Genomic DNA, 23,750 nt, shown 5'->3' with positions numbered 1-23,750 from the left:
TTTCCCACGTCGTCTGAACGACAACCCCAAACGAAAGGAAACCATCATGGATCAACTCAACCCGCCGGTAAAAACGGTCGTCGTCTACCACTCCGGCTACGGCCATACGCAACGTATGGCCGCCGCCGTCGCGGACGGCGCCGGCGCCGTACTCGTCGCGATCGATGCCGACGGAAACCTGGCCGACGACGCGTGGAACACGCTGGCCGACGCCGACGCGATCCTGTTCGGCTCGCCGACCTACATGGGCGGCCCGAGCTGGCAGTTCAAGAAGTTCGCGGATGCGTCGTCGAAGGTCTGGTTCGACAGCGGCTGGCAGAACAAGATCTTCGGCGGCTTCACCAATAGCGCCAGCATTAACGGCGACAAGCTCAATACGCTCGAATACTTCTTCCTGCTGGCCGGACAGCATGGCGGCATCTGGGTCAGCATGGACATCAAGCCGGCCAACCTGAAAGCGTCGACGCGCGACGACCTGAACCGCATGGGCGCCTACATCGCGCCGATGGCGCAGACGCCGGCCGATGCGTCGCCCGAGGAGATGTCGCCGGGCGATCTCGAAACGGCCCGCCGCTATGGCGCCCGCGTCGCGGCGATCGCCGCGCGGTTGCGGGCCGGCACATCGCGCGGCAACTGACATTCCGACGTGCGGGGCGCCACCGGCCGACGCCCCGCCTGGTGTCCGGCCGATTCTGAAGGGGGCTGCATTGAAATACAAGCAATTGGGCCGCACCGGCCTGTACGTCTCCGAGCTGTGCCTCGGCACGATGACCCTGGGCGGCAACGCGGATGCCGGCATGTGGGCGGCGATCGGCGCGGTCGGCCAGGACGACGCGAACCGTTTGATTGCCCGTGCGCTCGACGCAGGCATCAACTTCATCGATACCGCCGATATTTATTCCTTCGGCCAAGCCGAACGCGTGCTCGGGCAGGCGTTGCGAGACATCGGCGTCCCGCGCCACGAGATCGTGCTGGCGACGAAGACGGCCGGCGTGATGGGCGCGGGCCCCAACGACCAGGGCGCGTCGCGCGGTCACATCATGGATTCGGTGCAGAGAAGCCTGGAACGGCTCCAGGTCGACCATATCGACCTGTACCAGATTCACGCGAGCGACCCCGTCACGCCGATCGAGGAGACGCTGCGCGCGCTCGACGATCTCACGCGGCAGGGGCTGATCCGTTACGTCGGCGTGTCGAACTGGCGCGCGGGCAAGATCGGCAAGGCGCTCGGCCTGAGTGCCGCGCTTCACGCCACGCGCTTCGAGACGCTCCAGGCCTACTACTCGATCGCCGGGCGCGACGTGGAGCGCGAGCTGATTCCGCTCGCCGTCGACGAGCAGATGGGGCTGCTCGTCTGGTCGCCGCTCGCCGGCGGATTGCTGTCGGGCAAGTTCGGCCCCGGTGCGTCGACCGAAGCAGGTTCACGGCGCGGTCATTTCGATTTTCCGCCGGTCGATCCGGATCGGGTCTGGCCGTGCGTGGCGGAGATGCGCGCGATCGCCGGCGCGCATGGCGTCTCGGTCGCGCGGATCGCGCTCGCGTGGTTGCTCGCCAAGCCGGCAGTCACCAGCGTCATCATCGGCGCCAAGCGGATCGACCAGCTCGACGACAACCTTGGCGCGGTCGACGCCGTCCTGACCGACGAAGAACTGGCGCGTCTCGATGCCGTGAGCGCGTTGCCGCCCTGCTATCCCGGCTGGATGATCACGCGTCAGGAAGCGGGCAGGCTGCCCCGGCCGGTCACGCGCGCCGCGTCGCAATAGGACCGCGACGCTTCGTCGTCGCGTCGGCACGGGCGGTTGCGAAGCTGCCAGTATCAAGGCGGGTGCGCGGCATGCGCGCTTGCGTCCGCCAGCCCGGTTTCTCGTACAGCGTCCCGGCACGTCACGTCGCGCGCCGTGAAAATACCTCCTTGAACACGGGCATCGCCGAAAAGACGTTCGGCCATCCCGCGTAGAACGCCAGTTGCGTCAACGTCTCGGACGCTTCGTCCTGCGTGAGCCCGTTGTCCATCGCCCGGTTCAGGTGATACGGGATCTGCGCCACCTGGCCGTTGGCGACGAGCGCGCTCACCGTCACCAGGCTGCGGTCGCGCGGCGCGAGCCCCGGGCGAAGCCACAAGTCGCGAAACAGCGCGTCGGTCGTGTACTCGACCACGCCCGGTGCAGCGGCGCCAAAGTTCTCCGCGACCGTCCGTGCGCGCTGCGCCTCGGCCGCCTCGTTCAACGGCAGCAGCGTGACGTCCGCAGGCGCGAGCTGATCGGGCCCGATGCCGCGTTCGTCATAGGCGTGCTTGACGACGATCGACGCAGCGCTCGCGTTGGGCCATCCCGAGTAAAAGGCCAGATGCGCGATCATTTCCGATATTTCCGCGGGCTTCACGCCATGATCCAGCGCGAGGCGGACATGAAGCGGCATCTCCGCGGTCTGGCCGCGAGCGATCAGCACCGACAGCGTCACGATGCTGCGATCGCGCGGCGACAGGTGCGGCCGCTTCCACAGGCCGCCGAACACGGTTCGAGTCGTATATCGCTCGAAGGCCGGGGCAATGGCCTTCAACTCATTGGAAGGCAAGGATTCCTGCATGGTGTCGGTCCTTTGCATGGTGGTGCACGCGGCGGCAAGCAGCGCCAGGCCCGTCGCGGCGGCGAGCCGCGACACGCAACGCGTGCGATCGTCAGCGCGGGTCGTACTGCGCATCGGTGACGTGTTCGAGCCAGTCGACGTTGCGCCCATCGAGTGCTTCCTGAATCGCGATATGCGTCATCGAGGTGGTCGACGTCGCACCGTGCCAGTGCTTGTGTCCGGGCGGGCACCAGATCACGTCGCCCGCGCGGATCTCGACGCGCGGCTCGCCGTCGCATTGCGTCCAGCCGCAGCCGGCGGTCACGAGCAGGGTCTGGCCGAGCGGGTGCGTGTGCCACGCGGTGCGGGCGCCCGGCTCGAACGTGACGCTGGCGCACGATACGCGCGCCGGCGGCGGCGGTGCGTTCAGCGGGTCGATCCGGACCGTGCCGGTGAACCATTCGTCGGGGCCCTTGATCGAGGGCTGCGAGCCCGCGCGCTTCAGTTCCATGATGTCGTCCTCTATCGAAAAGGGTGCCGCATGGATCGCTCCAGCGGTCAGCCATTCCACTTTAATGATTCGCGATTCATGCGACTAGATGGCAAAATCGGCATGGACCTATGCTGGGGTGCATGAATCAATGGAAGACTTCAACGATCTGGTGGCGTTCATGGCCGTCGCGCGCGAGCGTAATTTCACCCGCGCGGCCGCGCAGCTTGGCGTGTCCCAGTCGGCGTTGAGCCGAACGGTGCGCGCGCTGGAAACGCGCATGGGCATTGCGTTGCTGACGCGCACGACGCGCAGCGTGTCGCCGACCGAGGCCGGCGAGCGGTTGCTGGAATCGCTCGCCCCGCGCTTTCAGGAAATCGAGGCGGAGCTGGAATCGCTGCGCGCGACGACGGACCAGCCGGCCGGCAACGTCCGCATCACCACGACCGACTATGCGGCGAACGAGTACGTGTGGCCGCGGCTGCAACCGCTGCTGCGTCGGTATCCGGCGCTCAAGGTCGAGCTGGTGAACGACTATGGTCTGACCGACCTCGTCGCCGGCCGCTACGACATCGGCGTGCGGCTTGGCGACCAGGTCGCCAAGGACATGATCGCGCAGCGTATCGCGCCGGACATGACGATGTCGATCATTGGCTCTCCCGATTATCTAGCGTCCCGAGCCGCGGCGAAGACGCCCCAGGACCTGACCGGGCACAACTGCATCAATCTTCGGCTGCCGACCAGAAACGCGCTGCTGTCGTGGGAGTTGAGCAAGGGGCGCCGCGAATTGCAGGTCCGCGTCGAAGGGCAGTTGACGTTCAACAACGTCTATCAGATGGTCGACGCGGCGCTTGCCGGCTTCGGGCTCGCCTATGTGCCGAAGGACCTGGTCGCGCATCACGTCGAAGCCGGACGGCTCGGCTGGGTGCTGGAGGACTGGTTTCCGACGTTCGTCGGGCTCCACGTCTATTACCCGAGCCGGCGCAAATCGTCGCGGGCCGTGGAGCTCGTGGTCGACGCGCTCAGGGCCGGGTATCAACGCAACATGCGATCGGCCTGAGCCGTTACGCCGGTGTATCGGCAGCGTCCCGCCCGTTCTACCTGAAGTATCACGGCTATACCGCGTACTTCCCGCTGGGCACTCGCGCGTTATCGGAGGCTGGCGGGCGCCGCGGCGGCGGCTCCCGCGGCAGTCGAAGCGGACGACACGGCCATCGCTTGAACGACCCGCGCTGCGCGGCGCCGACCGCACCCCGCGGTCGTGACGGCCCCTCCACCGAATCACCCGGCTTCGTTCTCCCGCATCCTCGCGAACGCGTCGCGTAAATCCGCGCAGAACGCGTCGCCGATCATCGACAGCGGCTGCGACGCGGACGTCACCAGATAGAAGTGATCGGGCACGGCCGGCTCGAACGGCTTGACGGCCACGCGCGGGCCCGCGTACGCGGCCGTCACCGGATCGATCAGCGCAACGCCGGCGCCGTTCGCGACGAACGCGACGATCGTCCGCGACAGCTGCGCCTCGATCGACAACACGCGCGACACGCCGGCTTCGACGAACACGCGGTCGATCGCGCTGCGCGCCTCGAAACTCGGCGGAAACGAGATGAACGATTCGTCGCGCAGGTCGGCTGGCTGCACGACGCGCTTGCGCGCGAGCCGATGCCCGCGCGGCACGATGCAGCACATCGCGCTTTCCGCGAGCCGCTCGCCGCGCACGGCCGGATGCGGGACGGGCTCGGCGATCAACCCGACATCGCATTGCCCCGACGCGACCTTGTCGACGACGGTGGACGCACTGTGCGCGAGCAGCGTGATGTCGACGCCCGGATGCGCGTGCGAGAAACGCGTGACGAGCTCCGGCAGCAGGTCGAGCGCGACGGCGGGCGAGCCGGCCACGCGCAGCGTGCCGCGCCGCATCGCGCGGATCTGCTCGGCGGCCTGCGCAACACGGTCGAGGCCGACGAACGCGCGTTCGACCTCCTCGTACAGCACGCGCGCCTGCGCGGTCGGCGTGAAGCGCCCCTGCTGCCGCTCGAACAGCACGAAGCCGATCCGGTCCTCGAGATCGGCGATCAGCCGGCTCACCGCCGGCTGCGAGATATGGAGATCGCGCGCCGCGCGCGTGACGGTATGGCGCTGCATCACCGCGCGAAACGCTTCGATCTGACGAATCCTGAGCGAGGGCGTAGTCATAACATTGAATTATGGGTCGTTGATCAAGCTGTATTGGACAGCGCATTTTGCCTGTCCGAACATCGGCGCCACACCGTACTGAAAGCAAGGAGCCGCGCTCCCATGGGATATAACACGCAACCGCGTCACCCGCGACACCGGAGTCGCGCATGACCGTGCGCCGCTTCGACGTCGTCGTGGCCGGCGGAGGTCTCGTCGGCATGGCCCTCGCGTGGGGCATCGCGCGTCTCGGCCAACGCGTCGCGGTGTGCGACGGCGACGACATCGCGTTTCGCGCGGCGCGCGGCAATTTCGGGCTCGTGTGGGTGCAGGGCAAGGGCGGCCGCTGCCTGCCGTATGCGCGCTGGTCGTGCGAATCGTCGGCGCGCTGGCACGCATTCTCCGCGCAGTTGCAGCGCGAAACCGGCGTGGACTGTGCGTTCGAACGCCCGGGCGGCATCGAGCTGTTCGAACATCGCGCGGAACTCGACAGCGCGACCGACCTGCTCGAATCGCTGCGCCGGCGGGACGCCGCGCTGTCGTATGAAGTCCTCGATCCGGCGGCGCTGCGCCGGCGCATTCCATCGGCATCGCCGTCGCTGGCCGGCGCGCTGTGGTCGCCGAACGACGGTCACGCGAATCCGCTCCATACGCTGCGCGCCATGCTGCTGGCATTCCAGCAGTGCGGCGGCGTCTATCTGCCGCGCAGCGACGTCACGGAAATCCGCCCGCGCGCCGGGCGCTTCGAGATCGACACACGCCACGCGCGGCTCGAAGCCGGGCGCGTGGTGCTCGCGGCCGGCCTCGACAACGCACGGCTCGCGCCGATGGTCGACCTGCGCGCACCGATTTCGCCGTTGCGCGGCCAGATCATGGTCACCGAGCGCCTTGCGCCGTTTCTCGACTATCCGACGCTCGTCGTCCGGCAGACGCGGGAAGGCTCGGTGCTCCTCGGCGACTCGGCCGAAGACGTCGGCTTCGACGACGGACAGACGCGTCCCGCGATGGTCGACATCGCGCGCCGGGCCCGCACCGCATTCCCGGCCCTCGCGCATGCACGCATCGTCCGCGCGTGGGGGGCGCTGCGCATCATGACGCCCGACGGCCTGCCCATCTACGAGGCGTCGGCCACGCATCCCGGCGCGTTCATCGCGATCTGCCACAGCGGCGTGACGCTCGCGGCGACCCACGCCGATCTCGTCGCGCCGTGGATCGCCGGCCGCGCCGCGCCGGCCGACCTGTCCGCCTTTACCACCGCGCGCTTCGCCGCGCCCACGGAAGCCCGGCATGTTTGAATCCCTCATTCCCGCCGCCGCGATGCTCGAACGCGTGCGCATCCATATCGACGGCACGCCGTACGACGTACCCGCGCATGACAGCGTCGCGGCCGCGATGCTCGCCGCCGGTTCGGCCGCATGCCGCACGAGCGCCGTCAGCGGCGCGCCGCGCGGCCCGTTCTGCATGATGGGCGTGTGCTTCGACTGCCTCGTCGAAGTCGACGGCGTACCGAATGTGCAAGGCTGCATGACGCCCGTCGCCGACGGCATGCAGGTGCGCACGATGCACGGCAAGGCGAGGCTCGCATGACGCGCCGCCAGTGCGACCTGCTGATCGTCGGCGCCGGGCCGGCCGGGATGGCGGCGGCCACCGCCGCGCGTGCGACCGGCTTGTCGGTCGTCGTCGCGGACGAAGGCCGCGCACCCGGCGGCCAGATCTACCGCAACGTCGCCGATGCGCCGGCGCCGCTCGCGCAATGGCTCGGCGCCGACTACACGGCCGGCCGCCCGCTCGTCGACGGCCTGCTCGCCAGCGGCGCGCATTACCTGCCGCGCAGCGTCGTCTGGCAAATCGCGTTCGAGCCGGCGCCCGTCGCGATGCTCACGCAAAGCGGCCCGTCGCGCGGCACGCTCGAAATCGGCGCGCGCGCGGTGCTGATCGCGACCGGCGCGCAGGAGCGGTCGTGGCCGGTGCCCGGCTGGACGTTGCCCGGCGTGATGGGCATCGGCGCCGCGCAGACGCTGCTGAAAGCGTCGGGGCTCGCGCCATCGGCCGACGCCGTGCTCGCGGGCAGCGGCCCGCTTCTCTGGTTGTTCGCCGCGCAATTGCTGAATGCCGGCCGGCGCGTGCGCGCGCTGGTCGATACGACGCCGCGCGACGCGTGGCGCCGCGCGCTCCCGCATGCGCTGCCGGCGCTGCGCGGCGCCGACTATCTGCTCAAGGGCTGGCGCATGCTGCGCGCGGTGCGCCACGCCGGGATTCCGGTGTATCGAGGCGCGACCGACATCCGCATCGACGGCGCCGACCGCGCCGAACGCATTCGCTTTCGCGACGCGGAAGGCGTCGTGCAGATGCTCGACACGTCGCTCGTGCTGCTGCATCAGGGCGTCGTTCCGTCGACGCAGCTCGCCCGCTCGCTCGGCTGCGCACACGAATGGGACGATTCGTCGGCGTGCTGGCGGCCGCGCTGCGACGCACGCGGCCGCAGCAGCGTGCCGCACGTCTGGATCGCCGGCGACGGCGCGGGCATCGGCGGCGCGCGGGCTGCGGCACTCGCCGGCGAAGTGTCGGCGCTCGACATCGCCGTGCAACTCGGTGCGCTCGACGCGCAACGGCAGGCCGCGCGCGAACGCCCGGTGCTGCACGCGTTGCGCCGTCATCTCGCGGTGCGCCCGCTGCTCGACGCGCTCTACACGCCGTCCGCCGCGCTGCGCCGCCCCGACGACGACACGATCGTGTGCCGCTGCGAGGAAGTCACGGCCGGCGAAATCCGCCGGCTCGCGGCACTCGGCTGCCAGGGGCCGAACCAGATGAAGGCGTTCACGCGCTGCGGGATGGGTCCGTGCCAGGGGCGCTGGTGCGGCACGACGGTCGGCGAACTGATCGCCGACGTACAGCAGCGCAGCGTCGGCGACGTCGGTCACTACCGGATCCGCGCGCCGATCAAGCCGGTCACCGTCGGCGAGATGGCCGACGCCCTCGAACTGTCGAACGATTTTCAGCGCGGCGAATTCCCGAGCTGACGCGCACGCCCACTCTTCCCCACACGAACGGAGCCCGACCATGAAGACGCGCATCACGATTCTCCTTTCCGCCGCCGCGATGGCCTTCGCATCGCTGGCGTCCGCGAAGGAATGGACGACCATCCGCATCGGCGTCGACCCGACCTACCCGCCGTTCGAGTCGACCGCGACCGACGGCAGCGTGAAAGGCTTCGACATCGATCTCGGCAACGCGCTGTGCGCCAAGCTGAATGCGAAATGCGTGTGGGTATCGAGCAGTTTCGACGGGCTGATTCCCGGGTTGCAGGCGCGCAAGTTCGACGTGATCCTGTCGTCGATGGCCGCGACCGAACAGCGGCGCCAGCAGATCGACTTCACCGATCGCCTGTACCGCAACCAGACGCGGCTGATCGCGCGCAGCGGGTCGGGGCTGCTCCCGGACGCGGCCAAGCTCGCCGGCAAGCGCGTCGCGGTCGAACAGGGCACGGTCCAGGAAACCTATGCACGTGAAAAGTGGGCGGCCGCGAAGGTCGAGGTCGTGCCGTATCCGAGCTACGACCAGGCGTATGCGGATCTCGTCACCGGGCGCGTCGACGGCGTGCTGATGGATGCCGTGCAAGGCCAGCTCGGGTTCCTGGCGACGCCGCGCGGCAAGGGCTTCTCGTTCGCGGGCGGCGTGGTGTACGACGCGAAGATCATGGGCAACGGCGATGCGGCGGGCGTGCGCAAGGCCGACACCGACCTGCGCGACGCGCTGAACCGCGCCATCGCGCGAATTCGCAGCGACGGCACCTACGACGCGATCCAGTCGAAATACTTCGACTTCGACATGTACGGGAACTGACCGCACACGGGGCAGGAAAGCGAAACCCGGCAGCCATTCTTCCCGGGCGCCGCGATGCCTCTGATTGGGTGCACTCGCAACGACATCGACGTGGTGCGGTCTTGTGCCCGGCGGGATGACCGGCCGTGTCAGACGAAGCCCGCTTCGACCAGCGTGCAGCCGTGGGCCGTAATCTCGTGCCGCTGGCCCGAGCCGCCGACCACGCGGCTCCAGCTCTCGGACACGAGCACGGCGGCATCGCCGTCCGTGCGCAGCGCGTAATCGAATCCGCCGTACATGCCGGGCACCGCGAACCACATGCGCCCGGCCTGCGCGTCGAATTCGAGCAGCGGTTCGAGTTCGGGAAAACGCAGCGCGTCGACCCGCAGGTGCGCGATGCGGCCACCGATCATGTCGTGGAAATGACGCTGGATGGCGCGCAGCGTGCCGTCGGGCACGAAGCGTCGCGGCTGCGGCGTCAGCAGCGCGACCAGATGCCGATGCCCGCGCCGCGCGGCAATATCGATCGCACGCTCGCGTCGCGCATCACGCAGCATCCGCCATGCACCGAGCCGCAGCAGCTCAGTGACGACCTCCTCCGGCGCGCCGCCATACGCGGCCTGATGCAACGGCGCGTAAAGCGACGTGCCGCCCGGCCGCGTCGCGTTGACGAGCGCGGGCTGTTGCGCGATACGCTCGAGCAGGGTCGCCCATGCGCCGTCGCGCGCCGCATCGGCCAGCGCGTGCCGGCTCGCCAGTTGCGCGTCGTCAAGCACGTCGGCGCCCGTGATTCCGTCCCATGCGATGCTCAATCGGCTCTCCTCCGTCGCCCGGTGCGTCGCTCGCCGCGCACCGGATTGCCCGCCCATCATAAGCATTTCCCGACGGGCGGGCGCGGCAACGTTACCGCCCGTCGCCGAGCGACCCGAGGATCCGGTAGGCGACCTTCACGCGGTCCTCGATCGGCACGTTGCCGTTCGCGAGCATCACGATCGCGATCCGCTTCGCGGGAACGAACGCGACATACGTGCTGAAGCCGCCGGTCGAACCCGTCTTGTTGATCCAGGTCGCGGGGTTCGGCGCGAGCGGCGGCTGGATCGCGCTGGCCGGCACCGCATCGAACAGCATCTTCGGCGCATTGCCCGCGAGCAGCGTGGGCAGCGCGACCGGGTACGGATACTGTTCCCAGATCAAATCCTGGGTCAGCGGCCCCGCGCGGAAATAGCCGGTGTGCGTGCGTTCGATCGCGCGCTGCAGCCGCGGCGCCGTCTGGATCATCCCCATGTTCGCCTGCACGAAGCGCAGCAGGTCGGCCGCCGTGGTGCGCACGCCGTACGCCGGCTGCCAGAGCATGCCTTCCGTCATCCGGACCGGCTTGCCGTCCTTCGTGTAGCCCTGCGCATAGTCGGCCATGCGCGCGTCGGGCACGTCGATGTAGGTATGCGTCATCCCGAGCGCGGGAAAGAGGCGCTGCTCCATCAGCGTCGCGAAATCCTTGTGCATCGCCTTCGCGGTGAGCCAGCCGAGCATGCCGATCGCGACGTTCGAATACTTGCGGTGCGTGCCCGGCGCATATTCGGGCCGCCACGCGTCGAGATAGCGGATCAGGTCCGCGTCGTCGCGGATGCTGTCCGGCACCTGCAGCGGCGTCCCGCCGGGCGTGTGCGTGCCGAGCTGGAGCAGCGTCACGACGCCGAACGGCTTGCCCTGCAGCTCAGGCAGATATTTGGCCGCGGGGTCGGCGAGCGACAGTTCGCCGCCCTCCTGCGCGTCGGCGGCGAGCGTCGCGGTCAGCGTCTTGCTGACCGAACCGATTTCGAACAGCGTGTCGCCGGTCACCGGCTTGCCGGTTTGCTTCGACATCACGCCGTAGTCGAACACATAGGGCTTGCCGTCGGCGACGATGCCAACAGCCATGCCGGGGACCGCATACTGCTTCATCAGCGGCGCGATATGGCGGGTGACGGTGTCGTGGAGGGCGTCCTGCGTGACGGCGGCCGCACGGCCGGCCGCGGCGGTCGCGCATGCGGCGACGAACAGGGTCGCGGCGAAGCGTGTCGCATTGAATCGCATGAGTGCGGTTCCTTTCGATTTCTGATGGTTGCATGGACAACAGACCTGGCCGCGCCGCGCGGAGCGAGCGGCGGCCGGCCTGCCGAAGCAGGACTATCCGCTACCGCCCGGCCGCCAACAATCGACGATATGTTGCGCGAGCCGAAAGAAAAACTTATGCGATATGCGAAATGCCGGACGGGGGCGGCTCGCCCGCCGCGGCGCCGAGCGCGGCGATCCGGGCGACATCCTCGCGTGGCTCGGCAACCATTTCTTTCGCAGGGTCGTCTGGGCGTTCGAGTACGCGCAGCCGCTCGATTCGCTCGCCGAGTAACGCCCGCGCGTCGGCGGGCCGTGCGCGCATTAACCCGCCAACCGGTCGAGAAACGCCAGCATCGCCGCGTTGAACCGCGCGGGCCGCTGCAGCGGCGCGAAATGGCTCACGCCGGGCAGGATCGTCAGCGTCGCGCCCGGGATCGTCCGCGCGAGGTACGCCGCATGCTCGGGTCGGATGAATTCGTCGTGCTCACCTTGCACGATCGCAACCGGCACGGCAATCGCCGCGAGATCCTGCGCGGTGTAATTCGGTTGCGTGCGCATCATTTCGCTGACGGCAGCCACGAATGCGTCGAACTGGTCCGGTGTCGCGGACAGTTGCGCATAGTCCTTTCGATGTCGCGCGAAACAACGATCGATCAGCGGGCTCGGCACCATTTCCTTCGTGCCGCCCGGATCCATGTTGCACGCGAAGAAGAACACGCCGGCCGCGCGTTCCGGTGCGCGGGCGGCCAGCACGAGTGCGATGCATGCGCCGTCGCTCCAGCCGACGAAGCGTGCACGGTCGACCTGCAGCGCGTCGAGAACGGCCAGCACGTCCGAGGCCATGCGTTCGTACGAATAGGGTCTGTCGTCGCGCGTGCTGCGGCCGTGGCCGCGGCTGTCGATCACGATCGCGCGGTAGCCTGCCGTGAGCAGCGCCGGTACCTGGTTGCCCCAGTTGCCGCCGTGGCCGAGGCCGCCGTGCAGCAGCACGACCGCCGGCCCCCGGCCGAACGACGCGTGCCGGATGCGCGCGCCGTCGTGGTCGAGCCATCCTTCGGCATCGGCCGCGGGCAGCGGCGTGCCGCCGTGTGCGTCGAAGTGAACGAGTTCGTCGTCGTCGAGTTCCGCATTCATCGTTCAGCCGTCCTTGAGAGGGAGACGAGCTTGCGATTGTAATGCGTGCGGCCGACGCCGCCGTGGCCGCTCAGGCCTGCGTCGACACCAGCCCGCCCGACGGCGAGCCGCCGGATTTCTCGAGTGCCGCGGCGAGTTGCGAGATTGCCGTCGCGAGCGCGGCTGAAATCGCGCTGGCTTCCGCATTCAGCGACTGCTGTTCGACGGCCGCGGCCGGATCGTCCTTTGCGCGCTGCGCCGCAGCGGCCATTTGCCGCTCCACTGTCGCGAGCTGCTTCTGCAGCCGCTCGATCAGCGCCTTCAACTGGGCGACCGCCGGGTCTTCCGACGATGCGCCCGCAGCGCCGGCGGCGCCGGCCGAATCCTTCGTGCCGGTGGTGCCGGCCGTGCCGGTCGCACCCGTGGCGTCGGCCGTGCCCGTCGGGCTCGCGGCATCCGTGGCGGCGCCGGTGGACGACGTCGCGGCGGGCGGGTTCGCGGTCACGCCGCTGTCCGCGAGCGGGGATCTCGCGGTCGTGGAGAAATCGATCTGCATCGTGTCGGTCCGTGTGTCGGTAAACGAAATGACAGGGGCGAAAGTCGCCTTCCTATCGTTTTACGGCATTCGTCACACGAAACTTGAATATCGGGGTCGGGTGGATTGCCGGGCGATGACCGCAATTGATCGCGAAAGGGACGGATTGGCGGCATGACGGCGCTGGTAAAATCGCCGCTTCGCCGGCCGGGACGCGCATGTCGGATGCCTCTTCCAGGCCCGATCGCGTGATGCCGCCGGCTTCGACTCACGGCCTTTCGGGGCTCGGCATGCAACGTGTGCCGACGACGACGCGGCTTCCCGGGTCGCCTTTTCCGTTCGCCCGCGTGGATGCTCCGCTCACCGCTCGAGCGGCGAACGCCGCGCGGCACGCATTCACTTCATCACGCATTCGAGGAACACACGATGGCCCGCATCGGCGCCTTCTGCATCACGACGTGGCTCGCCGCCGCGATTCTCTACTTCGGCCAGCACTCCGTCGCGATGATCGTGCTCAGCGGTGTCGTGGTATTCGGCGGGTTCGATCTGCTGCGCCCGTAACTGCGCGGCCATGCCGCCCGGTGCGGCCGTACCGGGCACTTCTTTCCTCAGCATCCTCGTGTGCGCATGGCCGGCTTGCGTGAACGACAACACCTCGGCAAGCCGCGCGATGGTGTTTTCCGCCCGCTCATGGCTGATCGACGAGCCGTGGACTTCGTCGTCCAGCGCTTGCTTCAGCGCCCCGATCCGTATCCTCTGAAACGTCTCCAAGCTCCGTTCCCCGTTTGCATTCAGGCTCCGAAGCCGCGCGGCGGACAACCGCCAGTGACGTTCGCCGCCGCGCCGCATCACGCCAACCACCCGCTCAACATGTCGCGAACGTCGCCACCGCCTGGTCGACCGCCAGCGCGCGCTCGTTGAACACGACCGGCACACCGCCGAGCCCGAGCTTGCAGTTCGGCCGATCGAGTCGCCACCCGTCGATCCGCAACGCGACGCGCGATACCGGGGCGCCGTTCGCATGCGGCAGGTCGATCGTGATCCGCCGCTTCGCGCCCGGCATCAGGTTCAGATAGTTGTCGCTGTAGAACGCCGGCAGGATGCGCGCGCCGGTCGCCGGATCGAACACCTGCAGGTGCGTCATCAGCGCGATGGTAGCGCCGGCGTTGGCGACATCGACCGTGATGCGCGTCGTCACGTCGTCGACCTCGGCCGACGTCGCGCCGACGGCAACGGCCGCGCCCGGCATCGTGTCGAGCGACGTGTACGACGTGTCGCCGCCGTCGCGCTGCCGCCAGTAGACGTTCTCCGCGAGCGTATTGCCGCCCGAATCGGTCAGCGCGAGCGACACGATGCACACGTCGGACTTCGCGGCGGCCATCGCCGGCTTCAGGTTCGCCACCACGCGATACGACGCGCGGGCAACGCCGCCGACGTCGGCCGTGGCGCGGCTGCTCAACGTGCCGTCGAGGTTGTACACGCGCATCTCGACACGGCCGGTGACGGCCGCGCTCGTGTGATTCGCGATCGTCACGTCGGCGGTATTCGCGTCGAGGATCGCGTTGACGCGGCGGCAGCCGTGCCGCACCGCGAAAAACGACGAATGCTCCTCGAGATCGTGGCTGTACATTTGCCACACGAAGCTCGGCTGCGACGGGTTCGTCATCCACATGATCACGCCGGTGGCCGGCGACGTGATCTTCCCGGCCACCGGGCCGATCATCACGGCCGCATTCGCCTCGTAGATCGAGCGGATGCACTCGTAGTTCATCATCTGCGCCTTGCGCACGAAATCGGCGAGGTTGCGGATCGCGCCGTAGCGCAGCGCCGTCATCGCGATGTAGCCGGCGCCGCCCTGCTTGCCGACCTGATCGTAGTAGGCGCCGTTGCCGTTCATGTCGCGATCGGCCCAGAAATCGTCCGGGCAATCGTACGAGCCGGGCGGCAGCATCGACTCGACGAATTCGAGCGTCGGGATCGAGTGCGAGCCGACTTCGTTGTGGAACGCGACCGACGTCGTGCCGTAGCCGCGGCTGAACGCGGCCTGCGGCGACGCCCAGTTGTACGGGCCGCCGGACGAATAGCCGTTCACCGCGCCGGCGCCCGTATCGCCTGCCGAACTCGTGAGGCACAGGCGTTGCGGGTCCAGCTCGGCGACGAGCGCGTCGAGCCCCTTGACGAGGGCCGGCGGAGGCGCACCTTCGTTGCCGCCGCACCAGAGCAGGATCGACGGGCGATGGCGGTTGCGCGCGATCACGTCGCGAATGTCGTCGAGATCGCGCGGCACGTTGGCCGCGCCCGATCCGTCTCCTTCGGTCGAGAAGAAGAAGTCCTGCCAGACGAGGATCCCGTAACGGTCGCACGCATCGAAGAAATCGTCGCTCGTGCTCTGCCCGTTCCAGTTGCGGATCAGGTTGAGGTTCGCGTCGCGATGCAGCCGCACCTGGTTGAACAGCCGTTCGCGCGGAATGCGCTTCAACGCTTCGTCGAGCCCCCAGTTGCCGCCCATCACGAGAATCGGCAAGCCGTTGACCGTGATGCTCAACTGCGTGCCCTGGCCGATGTCGCGCGAGTAGTCGATGCGGCGCAGGCCGACGTTCAGCGTGCGTTCGTCCGACAACAGGCGTCCCACCTTGATCCCCACCGTCACCGCGTAAAGATCCGGCTCGCCGTACCCGTTCGGCCACCACAGGCGCGGCTGCCTGATCGACAGCGCCGCGATATCCGACGACGTGAGCGATAGCTTCGTCGTCGTACTCGATGCGGGAATCGCCATGTCGTGGCTGAACGTCGCGCCGTTGCCGATGCTGCCGACGAGCGTTGCGACGAGATCCTGGCCCGACCCGTTGTCGAGTTCCAGATCGAGCCGTAATTCCGCTCGCGACAGATCGGCGGAAAGCGTGTGCGCGACGTTGATCGCCGCGATCCGTACCGAGCCGGTCGTGAACCACGAAACGGGCTGCCAGATGCCGAGGTTGCGGTCGGGAATCGTCGGCAGCCAGTCCCAGCCGGCCGAGCAGAAGAACGTCGGGCCGTTCTTCAGCGTGACGCCGGTCGGACCGCCGTTGCGGCCGCCACGCGTGACGCCGCTCTGGTAGTTCGGCAGCAGCGGCCCTTCGGAGAAATCCAGCTTGACGACGCGCACGGCCAGATTGACCACACCGCCCGCCTGCGGGACCAGCCGCGAGATGTCGAACGCGCCCTGCTTGAACGCGCCTTCGAGCCGGCCGACGAGCGCGCCGTTCAGCCAGATCTCGGCGCAGTAATTGACCCCGTCGAAGTTCAGCCACAAGCGCTGCCCCGGTTGCCGGGGCGGTGCCGCGAACGTCGTCCGGTACCAGTAGTCGGTGTCCTTCAGCGTATCGGGAATGGTGTCCGTGACGATGCGGCCGTAGAACGGATCGGGATACTTGCCGTTGACGATCATGCTGTTCAGCACGGTGCCGGGCACCGTCGCGGGCGCCATGCCCGTCACGCCGGCAGCGCCCGACAGTTGCGCGCCGCCCGCGCCCGGCAGGCTGCTCGCGGGCGCGAACGTCCAGTTCCGCGTGAGCTGCTGCGTCGCCAGCAGGCTGTGTTCCGGGTCGGCCGGCACGCCGGGGACGGTGGGCGTGACCGTCGCCGGGCCGTCGGTGCTCGGCGTGACCGCTGCCCCCGACGGCGAATCCATGTCGCCATTGCAGCCGGCGAGCCAGCTCGTACCGACCAGCGCGGCACTGTAGGACAGAAACTTTCGGCGCTCTTTCGATTTCATGTAGTTGTCCTCCATGATTGCGTCGTCTCGACGGATGCGCGCAGCGCGGCGCCCTGCGCGCATCCCTGCATTTATCGCGCGCCGGCCTGGTGCAGCAGGCGCGTCGCAGTCGACGCGCCGCCGGCGGTCATCTGCGTATAGTCCGCATTCGGCCCGGACGGCGGCGTCAGGTTGTCGGCGGCCGCCCATTGCGTCGGCGTGGCGGACAGCGCGTAACGCATCGTTCCGCCGTTGGTGATCTTGCCGAGCGGCAGCCACGAGCCCGCGTAGTCCGCGCCGTTTACATTCAGCGACTGGATGTACGGGAACGCGGCGCGGCCGGTATCGTCCGCGGCAACCTGCTTGTCGCTTTCGAGTCGCAGCGTCTTGCCGTTGCCGAGCCACACCGTGATCCCGCTGAATTGCGGCGTCGACAACGCCAGACCGGCTTCCGACGGAATGACCGGGAACATGCCGAGCGTCGCCCACACGTACCAGCTCGACGTCGCGCCCATGTCGTCGTTGCCGGGCAGGCCGTCGCGGCCGGTGCCGAACGTCTGCGCCATGATGATCGGCAGGACGTACTGCGCGCCGCTCGGTTGCCCGGCCCAGTTGTAGCCCCACGGCGACTGGAACGACGGTTCGTTGCCGATATAGAGGCCGTTCGACGATTCGCCGCCGTTCAGGCTGCCGGAAGCCGGCACGGTCGAGTACGGGGTCGTGATCGAGAACAGTTCGTTCAGCCGCGCGACGGCCGCCTGCTTGCCGCCGATCGCGTCGATCAGCGCGGACCAGTCCTGCGCGAAGGTCCAGAAGTAGTTCGGCTCCGTCGATTCGTGGAACGAGCCCTGCACGAGCGTGCCCAGCGTCCCGGGCGCCGCACCGGCCGGCGGCGCATTGCGCGCGGCGATCACCTTGTTCGCGTAGTCGAAGATGTTGCGCCACCACGACGCGCGCGTGTACAGCGTGCCGATGTTGTCCGCCGTCACGCCGACCGACGGCGCGTTCAGCACGCTGGCGGGCAGTGCCTGCAGGAACGCGGCCGCCGAGCGGTCGCTCAGCACGCGCTCGATGGTCGCGGACGACGAATGGCCGTCGTCGCTCTGCGACAGGTAATGGGCCGTCAGGAAATTGGCGAGCCCCGGCGCGCTCGCGCGGTCGTTGCACGCGCTCGACGGATCGAATACCGACTGCTTCGTCAGACGCGCGGCCGACACCAGATCGAAATCGGTCGCGCCGAACTGGTAGGAACCGGCGATCACGTTCAGCGCGTTGTCGCCCGCCATCGGCGTCGAATCGTCGCTGCCGTCGACCCAGTGCGGAAACGCGCCGCATTGCAGCCCGTCGACGACGAGCGACTGCATCATGTCGCTCGCTTCGTGCGGCGCGAGCATGGCAAGCAGCTGCGCCTGCGAGCGATACGTATCCCACAGCGAGAAGCCCGTGTAGTGGTTGGCGCCGCCGCCTTGCGAGCCGTCCGGACGTTTGTACGCATAGTCCTTGACGTTCGCGGTGGCACGCTGCGGGACGGTGCCGGTCCGGTCGACCGAAGTCGGATAGCCGCCGTTCGCGTTCTTCGGCTGACGCATGCTGCGAAACTCGCCATTCGTGTCGCTGTAGAGCGTCGGCGCGCTGAACACGTGATACAGCGCCGTGTAGAACTTCGTGAGGTTCGCCTTCTGCGTGGCGTTCAGCGAACCCGGATCCTTCGCCTGATCGATCTGGATCGTGTTGAGCCGGTCGTTCCATGCTGCCGATGCCTTCGCACGCGCATCGTCGAACGTCAGTTTTTCGCCCTCGGCCGCCAGGTTGGCCTGCGCGTTCGACACGCTGACGGACGAGATGCCGACCTTCACGGTGACGGTCTTGTCAGCATCGGTCAGATCGAACTGCAGTGTCGCGGCGCCGTTGCTTGCGGTATTCACCGACGTACCCGTTTGCTTGCGCAGCGGCTTGTCGAAGGTCGCATAGAAATACACGGGAGCGTTCCAGATCGTGCCGTACGGCGTGCAGAACGCGGGTGCGATGGCCTGCCCGCTCATCGACCTGCCGTCGCTGGCAAGCGCGAGCGCCACGTTGTTCGCGGTGATGCTCGTGCTGCCCGAATCGCTGTTGCCGTTCAGCTTCGCATCGACCGAGAAAAAGCCCTTGTTCTTGTCCGTGTACGTGAAGCGCGCGAGGCCGGAGCGCGCGGTCGCGCTCAGTTCCGTCACGATGCCGTTCGCGAGGCGCACCTTGTAGTAGCCGGGTTGGGCCGCTTCGTCCGAATAGCTGTATCCGATGCCGGTCGGGCTGCCGCCCGGCGCGATGGCGTTCGCCCCGTCGGTGGGCAGCATCGCGACCGCGCCCTGCCCCGGGCAGCCGACGCCGCTCAGGTGCGTGACGCTGAAGAAATCGATCGTACCGTTCGACCCGCCCGACGACAGGTAGCCGCCCGAACCGTTGAAGTCGTAGCGCGGCGTGTTCGGCCCGAAATCGACCATCCCGAACGGCACCGTGGCGCCCGGGTTCACGTTGCCCGCGTAGCCGGAGTCGCCATTGACCTGCGTACCGATCAGCGGGTTGACGAACTGCGTCAGTTGCATGTTGGTACGCGTGGGTGTGGGCGTGGGCGTCGGCGTGGAGGGTTGGCCGGGCTGCGCCGGCTGCCCGGTTTGTCCTGGTTGCGATGGCCCCGATGTCGATGGCCCGTCCGTGCCGCCGTTGCCGGCGGTCGACGTACTGTTCACGTCGTCGCCGCCACATGCGGCGAGCGCGGCACACGTCAGTGCGGCGACGATCAAGAGTCGTGGATTTTTCATTTTTTCGTTTAGCACCATTAACTAAATGAGTCATCCGGCGTCGACGACGCGTGCTCGGTTCGTCAACGTGGGCCTCCTGTTCGGGATATCCGTCCTGCCTTCCCGGGCCTTACAGTGCCGTAACGATTGTTTATTCACCACGAGAAGTTTCCCGAATTTTCAGTTTGTTTAACTAAACAATCGAGAGTTAAGTGGCTTCTGGTACAAATTGCCGGCGTTTGTTGCGTTGCAACCAGACAAGAGAAGGATGGGGATCGGCGGGCACCCGGCGAATGCGGGTACCCTGTTCACTCACGGATGCGAAAAAACGGGCGAAGCGCGCGGCGGCGCGTCAGCGCGGCAACCTCCTCAACGACGACGGCCCGCCCGTCAGCGCGATCCGCTTGCCCGTATCGCGCAGCTTGCCGCCTTCGATCGCATACAGCGCAAGCTGCCGTTCGACGTTGAACTGCACGATCACGTGCCGGCTGTCGGCGGTAAACACGATGCCCTGCGCGGCTTCGCCGCCCGGCACTTCGCTCACCTTCACGGCCTGCCCGTCGCGGATTTCGAACAGCAGCACCTTGCCGAGCTTGTGGCGGCCCGGGTTGTCGGCCGTCAGGTTCGAGCCGTCCATCGCCTGCACGGCGATCCACTTGCCGTTCGGTGAAATCGCGACGCCTTCCGGCAGCGACGGCACCGTCAAATACTGGACCGTGCGGAACGGCACGCGCGATACGTCGATCAGCGCGACCGAATCGGCGTCGCCCGCGAGCGTGCCGGTGTAACCCGGCAGCCCGGCGAGCCCGACGTTGCTGACGACGGCCCAGCGGTTGTCGCTCGACACGTCGATCGTGTACGGCGCGACGCCCGTGCTCAGGCGCGTGCCGCTGTCGGTCACCTTGCCGTCGTCGACGTTCAGCACCGCGATGCCCTGCTCGTCGCGCAGCGACACGAGCGCATGCTTGCCGTCGTGCGTGAAGCTGATCCCGGCCAGCCGCTTCTTGCCGATTTTCAGGGTGCCGTCGAGCGTCACGTGCGTGCCGTCGATGCGAAGGATCGACACGCTGCCGTCGACGTTGGCGACGAGCGCGAGCCGACCCGAGCGGTCGATCGCGATCCCTTGCGGATGCGTGCCGAGCTCGACGCGCGTGATCGCGGGCGGCGCGGTGTCGAGATTCACGACCTGCAGGAACGTGTCGAGCACGAGCTGCTTCGCGGCCGCGTCATAGCGCGTCGGCGCGCCGACGAGCGCGAGCTTCGCGTCGGGCGTGATCGCGACCGCCTGCGGCGGCCCCTGGATGCCGTTCTCGACGTCGACCTGCAGCGCGACCTTCGGCGGGAACGTGCTGGCGTCGAGCAGCGTCAGCGTGTCGGCGGGCGGCGAAGGCAGATAGGTGTCGCGGCCCTCGACGCGCTGGTACTTGCCGTCGTTGCCGGACACGATCCAGTCGGCGGCGTGCACGGCAACGGCCGTCGTGGCGAGGGTCAGCGCGGCGAGCAGGCGCGCGCCGCGCAGGCGGAAGGGATTCGAATGCATGGCGGTCGGTTCTCCGGATCGGTTGCGGACGCAATGGATTGCCCGACCCTGCTGCCCGACGGGCCGGCGCCATCGCATGATGCCCGAAAGCGCGCGAGCCCGGCGTCTCGTATCCGTTTCCGTCAGGCCGTGCGGCCCGCGCCCGACGCCCACCGCCCGATGTCGTCGAGCGGATACACCGGCCGCGCGAGCCGCTCGTAGCGGAACAGCCCGAAGTCCGAACCCGTCACGCCGCGGCTGTCGCATTCGACCAGTGCGGATGCAATCGGCACGAACACCGGCCGGCAATACATCCGCGACTTCAGCAGCAGGAAGCGCGCACGGCGCGGATCGACGCCGACGCTCTCGAACACGCCGAGATCCCACGGCTCCTGCGTGCGCTCGGTGACGACGAGCGTGGCCGTGCCGATGTCGAGCACCGCCGCGCGGCCCATGTACGCACGCTGCCCGGTATACGTCGGCCCGGTGATCACGTATTCGCCGTCGGTGATCGCGCGCACGATGCCCGTCGCCCGAAACGGTTCGCGCCGCACGCCGCCGTGCGACGGCAGGCGGTTGCCGACCGGCACCGTGACGGTTGCGCCAACGCCCGCATCGATCAGCGCCGCCACGGCGTCGGGGTCGCACAACGGCCCGCTGACGATCCCGTCGAGCCCGTGCGCGAGCGCGGCTTCGAGCAGGTCCATCGTGTCGCACGGGCCGCCCGACATGCAGTTGTCGCCGTGATCGAGCATCAGCACCGGGCGGTCCGCGCCGCGGGCGAGCGCGGCGGCCTGCGCGACCGATTCGGCGAGCGGCGCGCTGCGATAGACGAATTCGTCGCGCGCGTCCCAGATCTGCCGCGCGATGCGCTCGGCCACGGCGTCGGCGCCGGCGCGGTCGCCGTCGGCCACCACGACCACGCTGATGCACGGCGCCGGAATATCCGCGAGCGAGAAGCCGGGCAACACCGACACCGCGAGCATCCCGTCCGCCTCCGCCGCGCGCGCGGCCTCCACCGCGCGCCGCATCGCGCCTTCGGCGCTCGCGCTGCGCAGCGTCGACGTCATCAGCGGCGGCTGCCGCCACGCGAGCACGGGCCGCGCGCGGCCATGAAGCCGGTCGAGCAGCAGCCGCGCCGCATGCTCGCCGGTCTCGTACATGTCGACGTGCGGATAGGTCTTGAAACTGACGATCACGTCCGCGTGATCAATCATCTTCTGCGTGACGTTCGCATGCAGGTCGAGCGCGACCGCGATCGGCGCGTCGGGCAGCGCCGCGCGTACGCGCGCGAGCAGGTCGCCCTCGCCGTCCGCGCTCTGCTCGGCGACCATCGCCCCATGCAGGTCGAGCATCACCGCGTCGCAGCCGGGCGCGGCCGCAACGATCGCATCGCAGATCGCCGCGTACGCATCGGCCGCGACCGGACCGCTCGGGTTCGCGGCCGCCGATACGGGCGTCACGATGTCGGCGCCTGCGCGCTCGGCCGCATCGATGAACGCGGCCATCGCGGTGCGCATCCCGCGATTCGCGCGATACGCATCGTCGCCCCAGTCGGGGCCGTTGCGGCCGAACGCGGCGAGCGGCGTCGGCACCGGCGAGAACGTGTTGGTCTCGTGGTTCATCCGGGCGATCAGGATCTTCATTGCGCACGGCCCTCCGCGATCCCGGCAGCGCCCAGCATCGCGTGCAGCAGCACGTTGCAGCCGGCTTCCAGATGGTCCGGATCGGCGTCCTCGATCTCGTTGTGGCTGATGCCATCCTTGCACGGCACGAAGATCATCGCGGTCGGCGCGACGCGCGCAAGATACACCGCATCGTGGCCCGCGCCGCTGATCACGTTCATCGACGACAGCCCGAGCGCACGCGCGCCGGCGCGGACCTGCTCGACCAGCGCCGGATCGAACGGCTGCGGCGGAAAGTACACGACCGGCTCGACGTCGATCCGCATGCCGGCCGCCGTGCCCAGGTCGGCGCATGCCGCACGCAATTGCGCATCCATCGTCGCCAGCGTCGCGTCGTCGGCCGCGCGCAGGTCGACGGTCAGCGTCACGCGGCCGGGAATCACGTTGCGCGAATTCGGGTGCACGTCGACCCAGCCGACCGTGCCGCGCCCGTGCGGCGGATGCGCCCGCGCGATACCGTTCACCGCGCGCACGAGATCGGCCGCGACCAGCAGCGCGTCGTGCCGGAGTTCCATCGGCGTCGGGCCCGCATGCGCCTCCATCCCGTGTACGGTCACGTCGTACCAGCGCTGTCCGAGCGCGCCCTCGACCACGCCGATCGTCGTGTCGTGCGCCTCCAGCACCGGCCCCTGCTCGATATGCGCCTCGAAATACGCGCCGACCGGATGCGCGTCGCGCCCGTCGCCCGCATAGCCGATCGCCGCCAGCGCATCGCGCACCGACACGCCGTCGCGGTCGCGTTGCGCGAGCGCATGGTCGAGCGTGAACGCGCCCGCGAACACGCCGGACCCCATCATCACCGGAACGAAGCGAGACCCTTCCTCGTTGGTCCAGACGGCCACCTCGAGCGGCGCGCGCGTGCGCACCCCCGCGTCGTCGAGCGTGCGCAGCACCTCGAGGCCGGCCAGCACGCCGTAGTTGCCGTCGAACTTGCCGCCGGTCGGCTGCGTGTCGATGTGGCTGCCCGTCGCCACGGCCGGCAGGTCACCCCGTTCGCCCGCGCGCCGCGCAAAGATATTGCCGATCGCATCGACGCGCACCGTGCAGCCGATTTCCTTCGCCCACGCGACGAACAGGTCGCGCGCATCGCGATCGAGTTCGGTGAGTGCGAGACGGCACACACCGCCCTTGTCGGTCGCGCCGATCCGCGCGAGACGCATCAGGCTGCTCCACAGCCGCGCGCCATCGACGCGCAAACCGGACGCCGCGACGCCCGGAGTCGAATCCTGTACTTGCATC

Annotated in this window: 21 protein-coding genes; 8 read left to right on the top strand and 13 right to left on the bottom strand. The window is 68.5% G+C overall.

Annotated features, from left to right (window positions below):
- Positions 1 to 46 precede the first annotated feature (46 nt).
- Both CFB46_RS32890 and CFB46_RS32885 read left to right on the top strand, forming a co-directional pair.
- On the top strand, positions 47 to 637 hold the full coding sequence (locus CFB46_RS32890) for a flavodoxin family protein (protein WP_027786405.1): 591 nt from the start codon (positions 47 to 49) through the stop codon (positions 635 to 637).
- 70 nt (positions 638 to 707) lie between these two features.
- Entirely contained in the window at positions 708 to 1,763 is a 1,056-nt protein-coding gene (locus CFB46_RS32885) for an aldo/keto reductase (protein WP_027786404.1), read from the top strand.
- Positions 1,764 to 1,884: 121 nt separating this feature from the next.
- Here the strand turns inward: CFB46_RS32885 and CFB46_RS32880 are convergent, their stop codons facing one another.
- Complete coding sequence (locus tag CFB46_RS32880; RefSeq protein ID WP_373558219.1) at positions 1,885 to 2,661, bottom strand: carboxymuconolactone decarboxylase family protein; 777 nt, start codon at positions 2,659 to 2,661, stop codon at positions 1,885 to 1,887.
- Positions 2,662 to 2,677: 16 nt separating this feature from the next.
- Positions 2,678 to 3,076 (bottom strand): (R)-mandelonitrile lyase, encoded by a 399-nt coding sequence (locus CFB46_RS32875; protein WP_027786402.1) that lies wholly within the window; start codon positions 3,074 to 3,076, stop codon positions 2,678 to 2,680.
- Positions 3,077 to 3,206: 130 nt separating this feature from the next.
- Between CFB46_RS32875 and CFB46_RS32870 the strand changes: the two genes are divergently transcribed.
- On the top strand, positions 3,207 to 4,115 hold the full coding sequence (locus tag CFB46_RS32870) for a LysR family transcriptional regulator (RefSeq protein WP_027786401.1): 909 nt from the start codon (positions 3,207 to 3,209) through the stop codon (positions 4,113 to 4,115).
- 221 nt (positions 4,116 to 4,336) lie between these two features.
- Here the strand turns inward: CFB46_RS32870 and CFB46_RS32865 are convergent, their stop codons facing one another.
- Positions 4,337 to 5,251: a LysR family transcriptional regulator gene (locus CFB46_RS32865; protein ID WP_027786400.1), complete on the bottom strand. Its 915-nt coding sequence runs from the start codon at positions 5,249 to 5,251 to the stop codon at positions 4,337 to 4,339.
- Between the two features lie 149 nt (positions 5,252 to 5,400).
- Here CFB46_RS32865 and CFB46_RS32860 point away from each other — a divergent pair, with 149 nt between their 5' ends.
- Genes CFB46_RS32860 through CFB46_RS32845 form a run of 4 tightly spaced genes read left to right on the top strand, consistent with a single transcriptional unit; the run spans position 5,401 to position 9,073 of the window.
- Positions 5,401 to 6,525, top strand: coding sequence for an NAD(P)/FAD-dependent oxidoreductase (locus CFB46_RS32860; RefSeq protein ID WP_089502459.1), 1,125 nt, complete (start codon positions 5,401 to 5,403; stop codon positions 6,523 to 6,525).
- Positions 6,518 to 6,817: a (2Fe-2S)-binding protein gene (locus CFB46_RS32855; RefSeq protein ID WP_027786398.1), complete on the top strand. Its 300-nt coding sequence runs from the start codon at positions 6,518 to 6,520 to the stop codon at positions 6,815 to 6,817. Before CFB46_RS32860 ends, CFB46_RS32855 begins: the two co-directional genes overlap by 8 nt.
- Positions 6,814 to 8,250, top strand: a complete 1,437-nt coding sequence (locus tag CFB46_RS32850) for an FAD/NAD(P)-dependent oxidoreductase (protein WP_027786397.1) — start codon at positions 6,814 to 6,816, stop codon at positions 8,248 to 8,250. Before CFB46_RS32855 ends, CFB46_RS32850 begins: the two co-directional genes overlap by 4 nt.
- A 40-nt stretch (positions 8,251 to 8,290) precedes the next feature.
- Positions 8,291 to 9,073, top strand: a complete 783-nt coding sequence (locus tag CFB46_RS32845) for an ABC transporter substrate-binding protein (RefSeq protein WP_027786396.1) — start codon at positions 8,291 to 8,293, stop codon at positions 9,071 to 9,073.
- A 128-nt stretch (positions 9,074 to 9,201) separates the two neighbouring features.
- Here CFB46_RS32845 and CFB46_RS32840 read toward each other — a convergent pair whose 3' ends face one another.
- Together CFB46_RS32840 and ampC are read right to left on the bottom strand one after the other, a co-directional pair.
- Entirely contained in the window at positions 9,202 to 9,864 is a 663-nt protein-coding gene (locus tag CFB46_RS32840; protein WP_027786395.1) for an ankyrin repeat domain-containing protein, read from the bottom strand.
- Between the two features lie 91 nt (positions 9,865 to 9,955).
- Positions 9,956 to 11,125, bottom strand: a complete 1,170-nt coding sequence (ampC, locus tag CFB46_RS32835) for a class C beta-lactamase (protein WP_027786394.1) — start codon at positions 11,123 to 11,125, stop codon at positions 9,956 to 9,958.
- Positions 11,126 to 11,288: 163 nt separating this feature from the next.
- On the opposite strand from ampC, the gene CFB46_RS36175 reads away from it, so the two are divergent.
- A complete protein-coding gene (locus CFB46_RS36175; protein ID WP_155257384.1) occupies positions 11,289 to 11,438 on the top strand; it encodes a hypothetical protein in 150 nt (49 codons plus the stop codon).
- Between the two features lie 29 nt (positions 11,439 to 11,467).
- Here the strand turns inward: CFB46_RS36175 and CFB46_RS32825 are convergent, their stop codons facing one another.
- From CFB46_RS32825 to CFB46_RS32790, 8 genes are all read right to left on the bottom strand, one after another.
- On the bottom strand, positions 11,468 to 12,280 hold the full coding sequence (locus tag CFB46_RS32825; protein ID WP_027786393.1) for an alpha/beta fold hydrolase: 813 nt from the start codon (positions 12,278 to 12,280) through the stop codon (positions 11,468 to 11,470).
- Between the two features lie 70 nt (positions 12,281 to 12,350).
- Positions 12,351 to 12,815: a hypothetical protein gene (locus CFB46_RS32820; protein ID WP_027786392.1), complete on the bottom strand. Its 465-nt coding sequence runs from the start codon at positions 12,813 to 12,815 to the stop codon at positions 12,351 to 12,353.
- Between the two features lie 375 nt (positions 12,816 to 13,190).
- On the bottom strand, positions 13,191 to 13,565 hold the full coding sequence (locus tag CFB46_RS36170) for a hypothetical protein (RefSeq protein ID WP_175888563.1): 375 nt from the start codon (positions 13,563 to 13,565) through the stop codon (positions 13,191 to 13,193).
- Positions 13,566 to 13,659: 94 nt separating this feature from the next.
- On the bottom strand, positions 13,660 to 16,548 hold the full coding sequence (locus CFB46_RS32810) for a glycoside hydrolase family 2 protein (protein ID WP_027786391.1): 2,889 nt from the start codon (positions 16,546 to 16,548) through the stop codon (positions 13,660 to 13,662).
- Between the two features lie 71 nt (positions 16,549 to 16,619).
- A complete protein-coding gene (locus tag CFB46_RS32805) occupies positions 16,620 to 19,112 on the bottom strand; it encodes a GH92 family glycosyl hydrolase (protein WP_175888568.1) in 2,493 nt (830 codons plus the stop codon).
- Positions 19,113 to 19,659: 547 nt separating this feature from the next.
- Entirely contained in the window at positions 19,660 to 20,847 is a 1,188-nt protein-coding gene (locus CFB46_RS32800) for a beta-propeller fold lactonase family protein (protein ID WP_027786389.1), read from the bottom strand.
- A gap of 122 nt (positions 20,848 to 20,969) precedes the next feature.
- A complete protein-coding gene (locus CFB46_RS32795; RefSeq protein ID WP_027786388.1) occupies positions 20,970 to 22,472 on the bottom strand; it encodes a M81 family metallopeptidase in 1,503 nt (500 codons plus the stop codon).
- Complete coding sequence (locus tag CFB46_RS32790) at positions 22,469 to 23,749, bottom strand: Zn-dependent hydrolase (RefSeq protein ID WP_027786387.1); 1,281 nt, start codon at positions 23,747 to 23,749, stop codon at positions 22,469 to 22,471. Before CFB46_RS32790 ends, CFB46_RS32795 begins: the two co-directional genes overlap by 4 nt.
- Between the last annotated feature and the right edge of the window lies 1 nt (position 23,750).

This window comes from Burkholderia sp. HI2761 (genome assembly GCF_002223355.1).
In the GTDB taxonomy this organism is placed as follows: domain Bacteria; phylum Pseudomonadota; class Gammaproteobacteria; order Burkholderiales; family Burkholderiaceae; genus Burkholderia.
This window is presented reverse-complemented; position numbering and strand designations above follow the sequence as displayed.

What these genes read in the sequence shown, in the direction of transcription:
- CFB46_RS32890 (WP_027786405.1), top strand. Translation starts at nt 47, where the DNA reads ATGGATCAACTCAACCCGCCGGTAAAAACGGTCGTCGTCTACCACTCC.
- CFB46_RS32875 (WP_027786402.1), bottom strand. Translation starts at nt 3,076, where the DNA reads ATGGAACTGAAGCGCGCGGGCTCGCAGCCCTCGATCAAGGGCCCCGAC.
- CFB46_RS32870 (WP_027786401.1), top strand. Translation starts at nt 3,207, where the DNA reads ATGGAAGACTTCAACGATCTGGTGGCGTTCATGGCCGTCGCGCGCGAG.
- CFB46_RS32865 (WP_027786400.1), bottom strand. Translation starts at nt 5,251, where the DNA reads ATGACTACGCCCTCGCTCAGGATTCGTCAGATCGAAGCGTTTCGCGCG.
- CFB46_RS32860 (WP_089502459.1), top strand. Translation starts at nt 5,401, where the DNA reads ATGACCGTGCGCCGCTTCGACGTCGTCGTGGCCGGCGGAGGTCTCGTC.
- CFB46_RS32855 (WP_027786398.1), top strand. Translation starts at nt 6,518, where the DNA reads ATGTTTGAATCCCTCATTCCCGCCGCCGCGATGCTCGAACGCGTGCGC.
- CFB46_RS32850 (WP_027786397.1), top strand. Translation starts at nt 6,814, where the DNA reads ATGACGCGCCGCCAGTGCGACCTGCTGATCGTCGGCGCCGGGCCGGCC.
- CFB46_RS32845 (WP_027786396.1), top strand. Translation starts at nt 8,291, where the DNA reads ATGAAGACGCGCATCACGATTCTCCTTTCCGCCGCCGCGATGGCCTTC.
- ampC (WP_027786394.1), bottom strand. Translation starts at nt 11,125, where the DNA reads ATGCGATTCAATGCGACACGCTTCGCCGCGACCCTGTTCGTCGCCGCA.
- CFB46_RS36175 (WP_155257384.1), top strand. Translation starts at nt 11,289, where the DNA reads ATGCGAAATGCCGGACGGGGGCGGCTCGCCCGCCGCGGCGCCGAGCGC.
- CFB46_RS32825 (WP_027786393.1), bottom strand. Translation starts at nt 12,280, where the DNA reads ATGAATGCGGAACTCGACGACGACGAACTCGTTCACTTCGACGCACAC.
- CFB46_RS32820 (WP_027786392.1), bottom strand. Translation starts at nt 12,815, where the DNA reads ATGCAGATCGATTTCTCCACGACCGCGAGATCCCCGCTCGCGGACAGC.
- CFB46_RS32810 (WP_027786391.1), bottom strand. Translation starts at nt 16,548, where the DNA reads ATGAAATCGAAAGAGCGCCGAAAGTTTCTGTCCTACAGTGCCGCGCTG.
- CFB46_RS32805 (WP_175888568.1), bottom strand. Translation starts at nt 19,112, where the DNA reads ATGCAACTGACGCAGTTCGTCAACCCGCTGATCGGTACGCAGGTCAAT.
- CFB46_RS32800 (WP_027786389.1), bottom strand. Translation starts at nt 20,847, where the DNA reads ATGCATTCGAATCCCTTCCGCCTGCGCGGCGCGCGCCTGCTCGCCGCG.
- CFB46_RS32795 (WP_027786388.1), bottom strand. Translation starts at nt 22,472, where the DNA reads ATGAAGATCCTGATCGCCCGGATGAACCACGAGACCAACACGTTCTCG.
- CFB46_RS32790 (WP_027786387.1), bottom strand. Translation starts at nt 23,749, where the DNA reads ATGCAAGTACAGGATTCGACTCCGGGCGTCGCGGCGTCCGGTTTGCGC.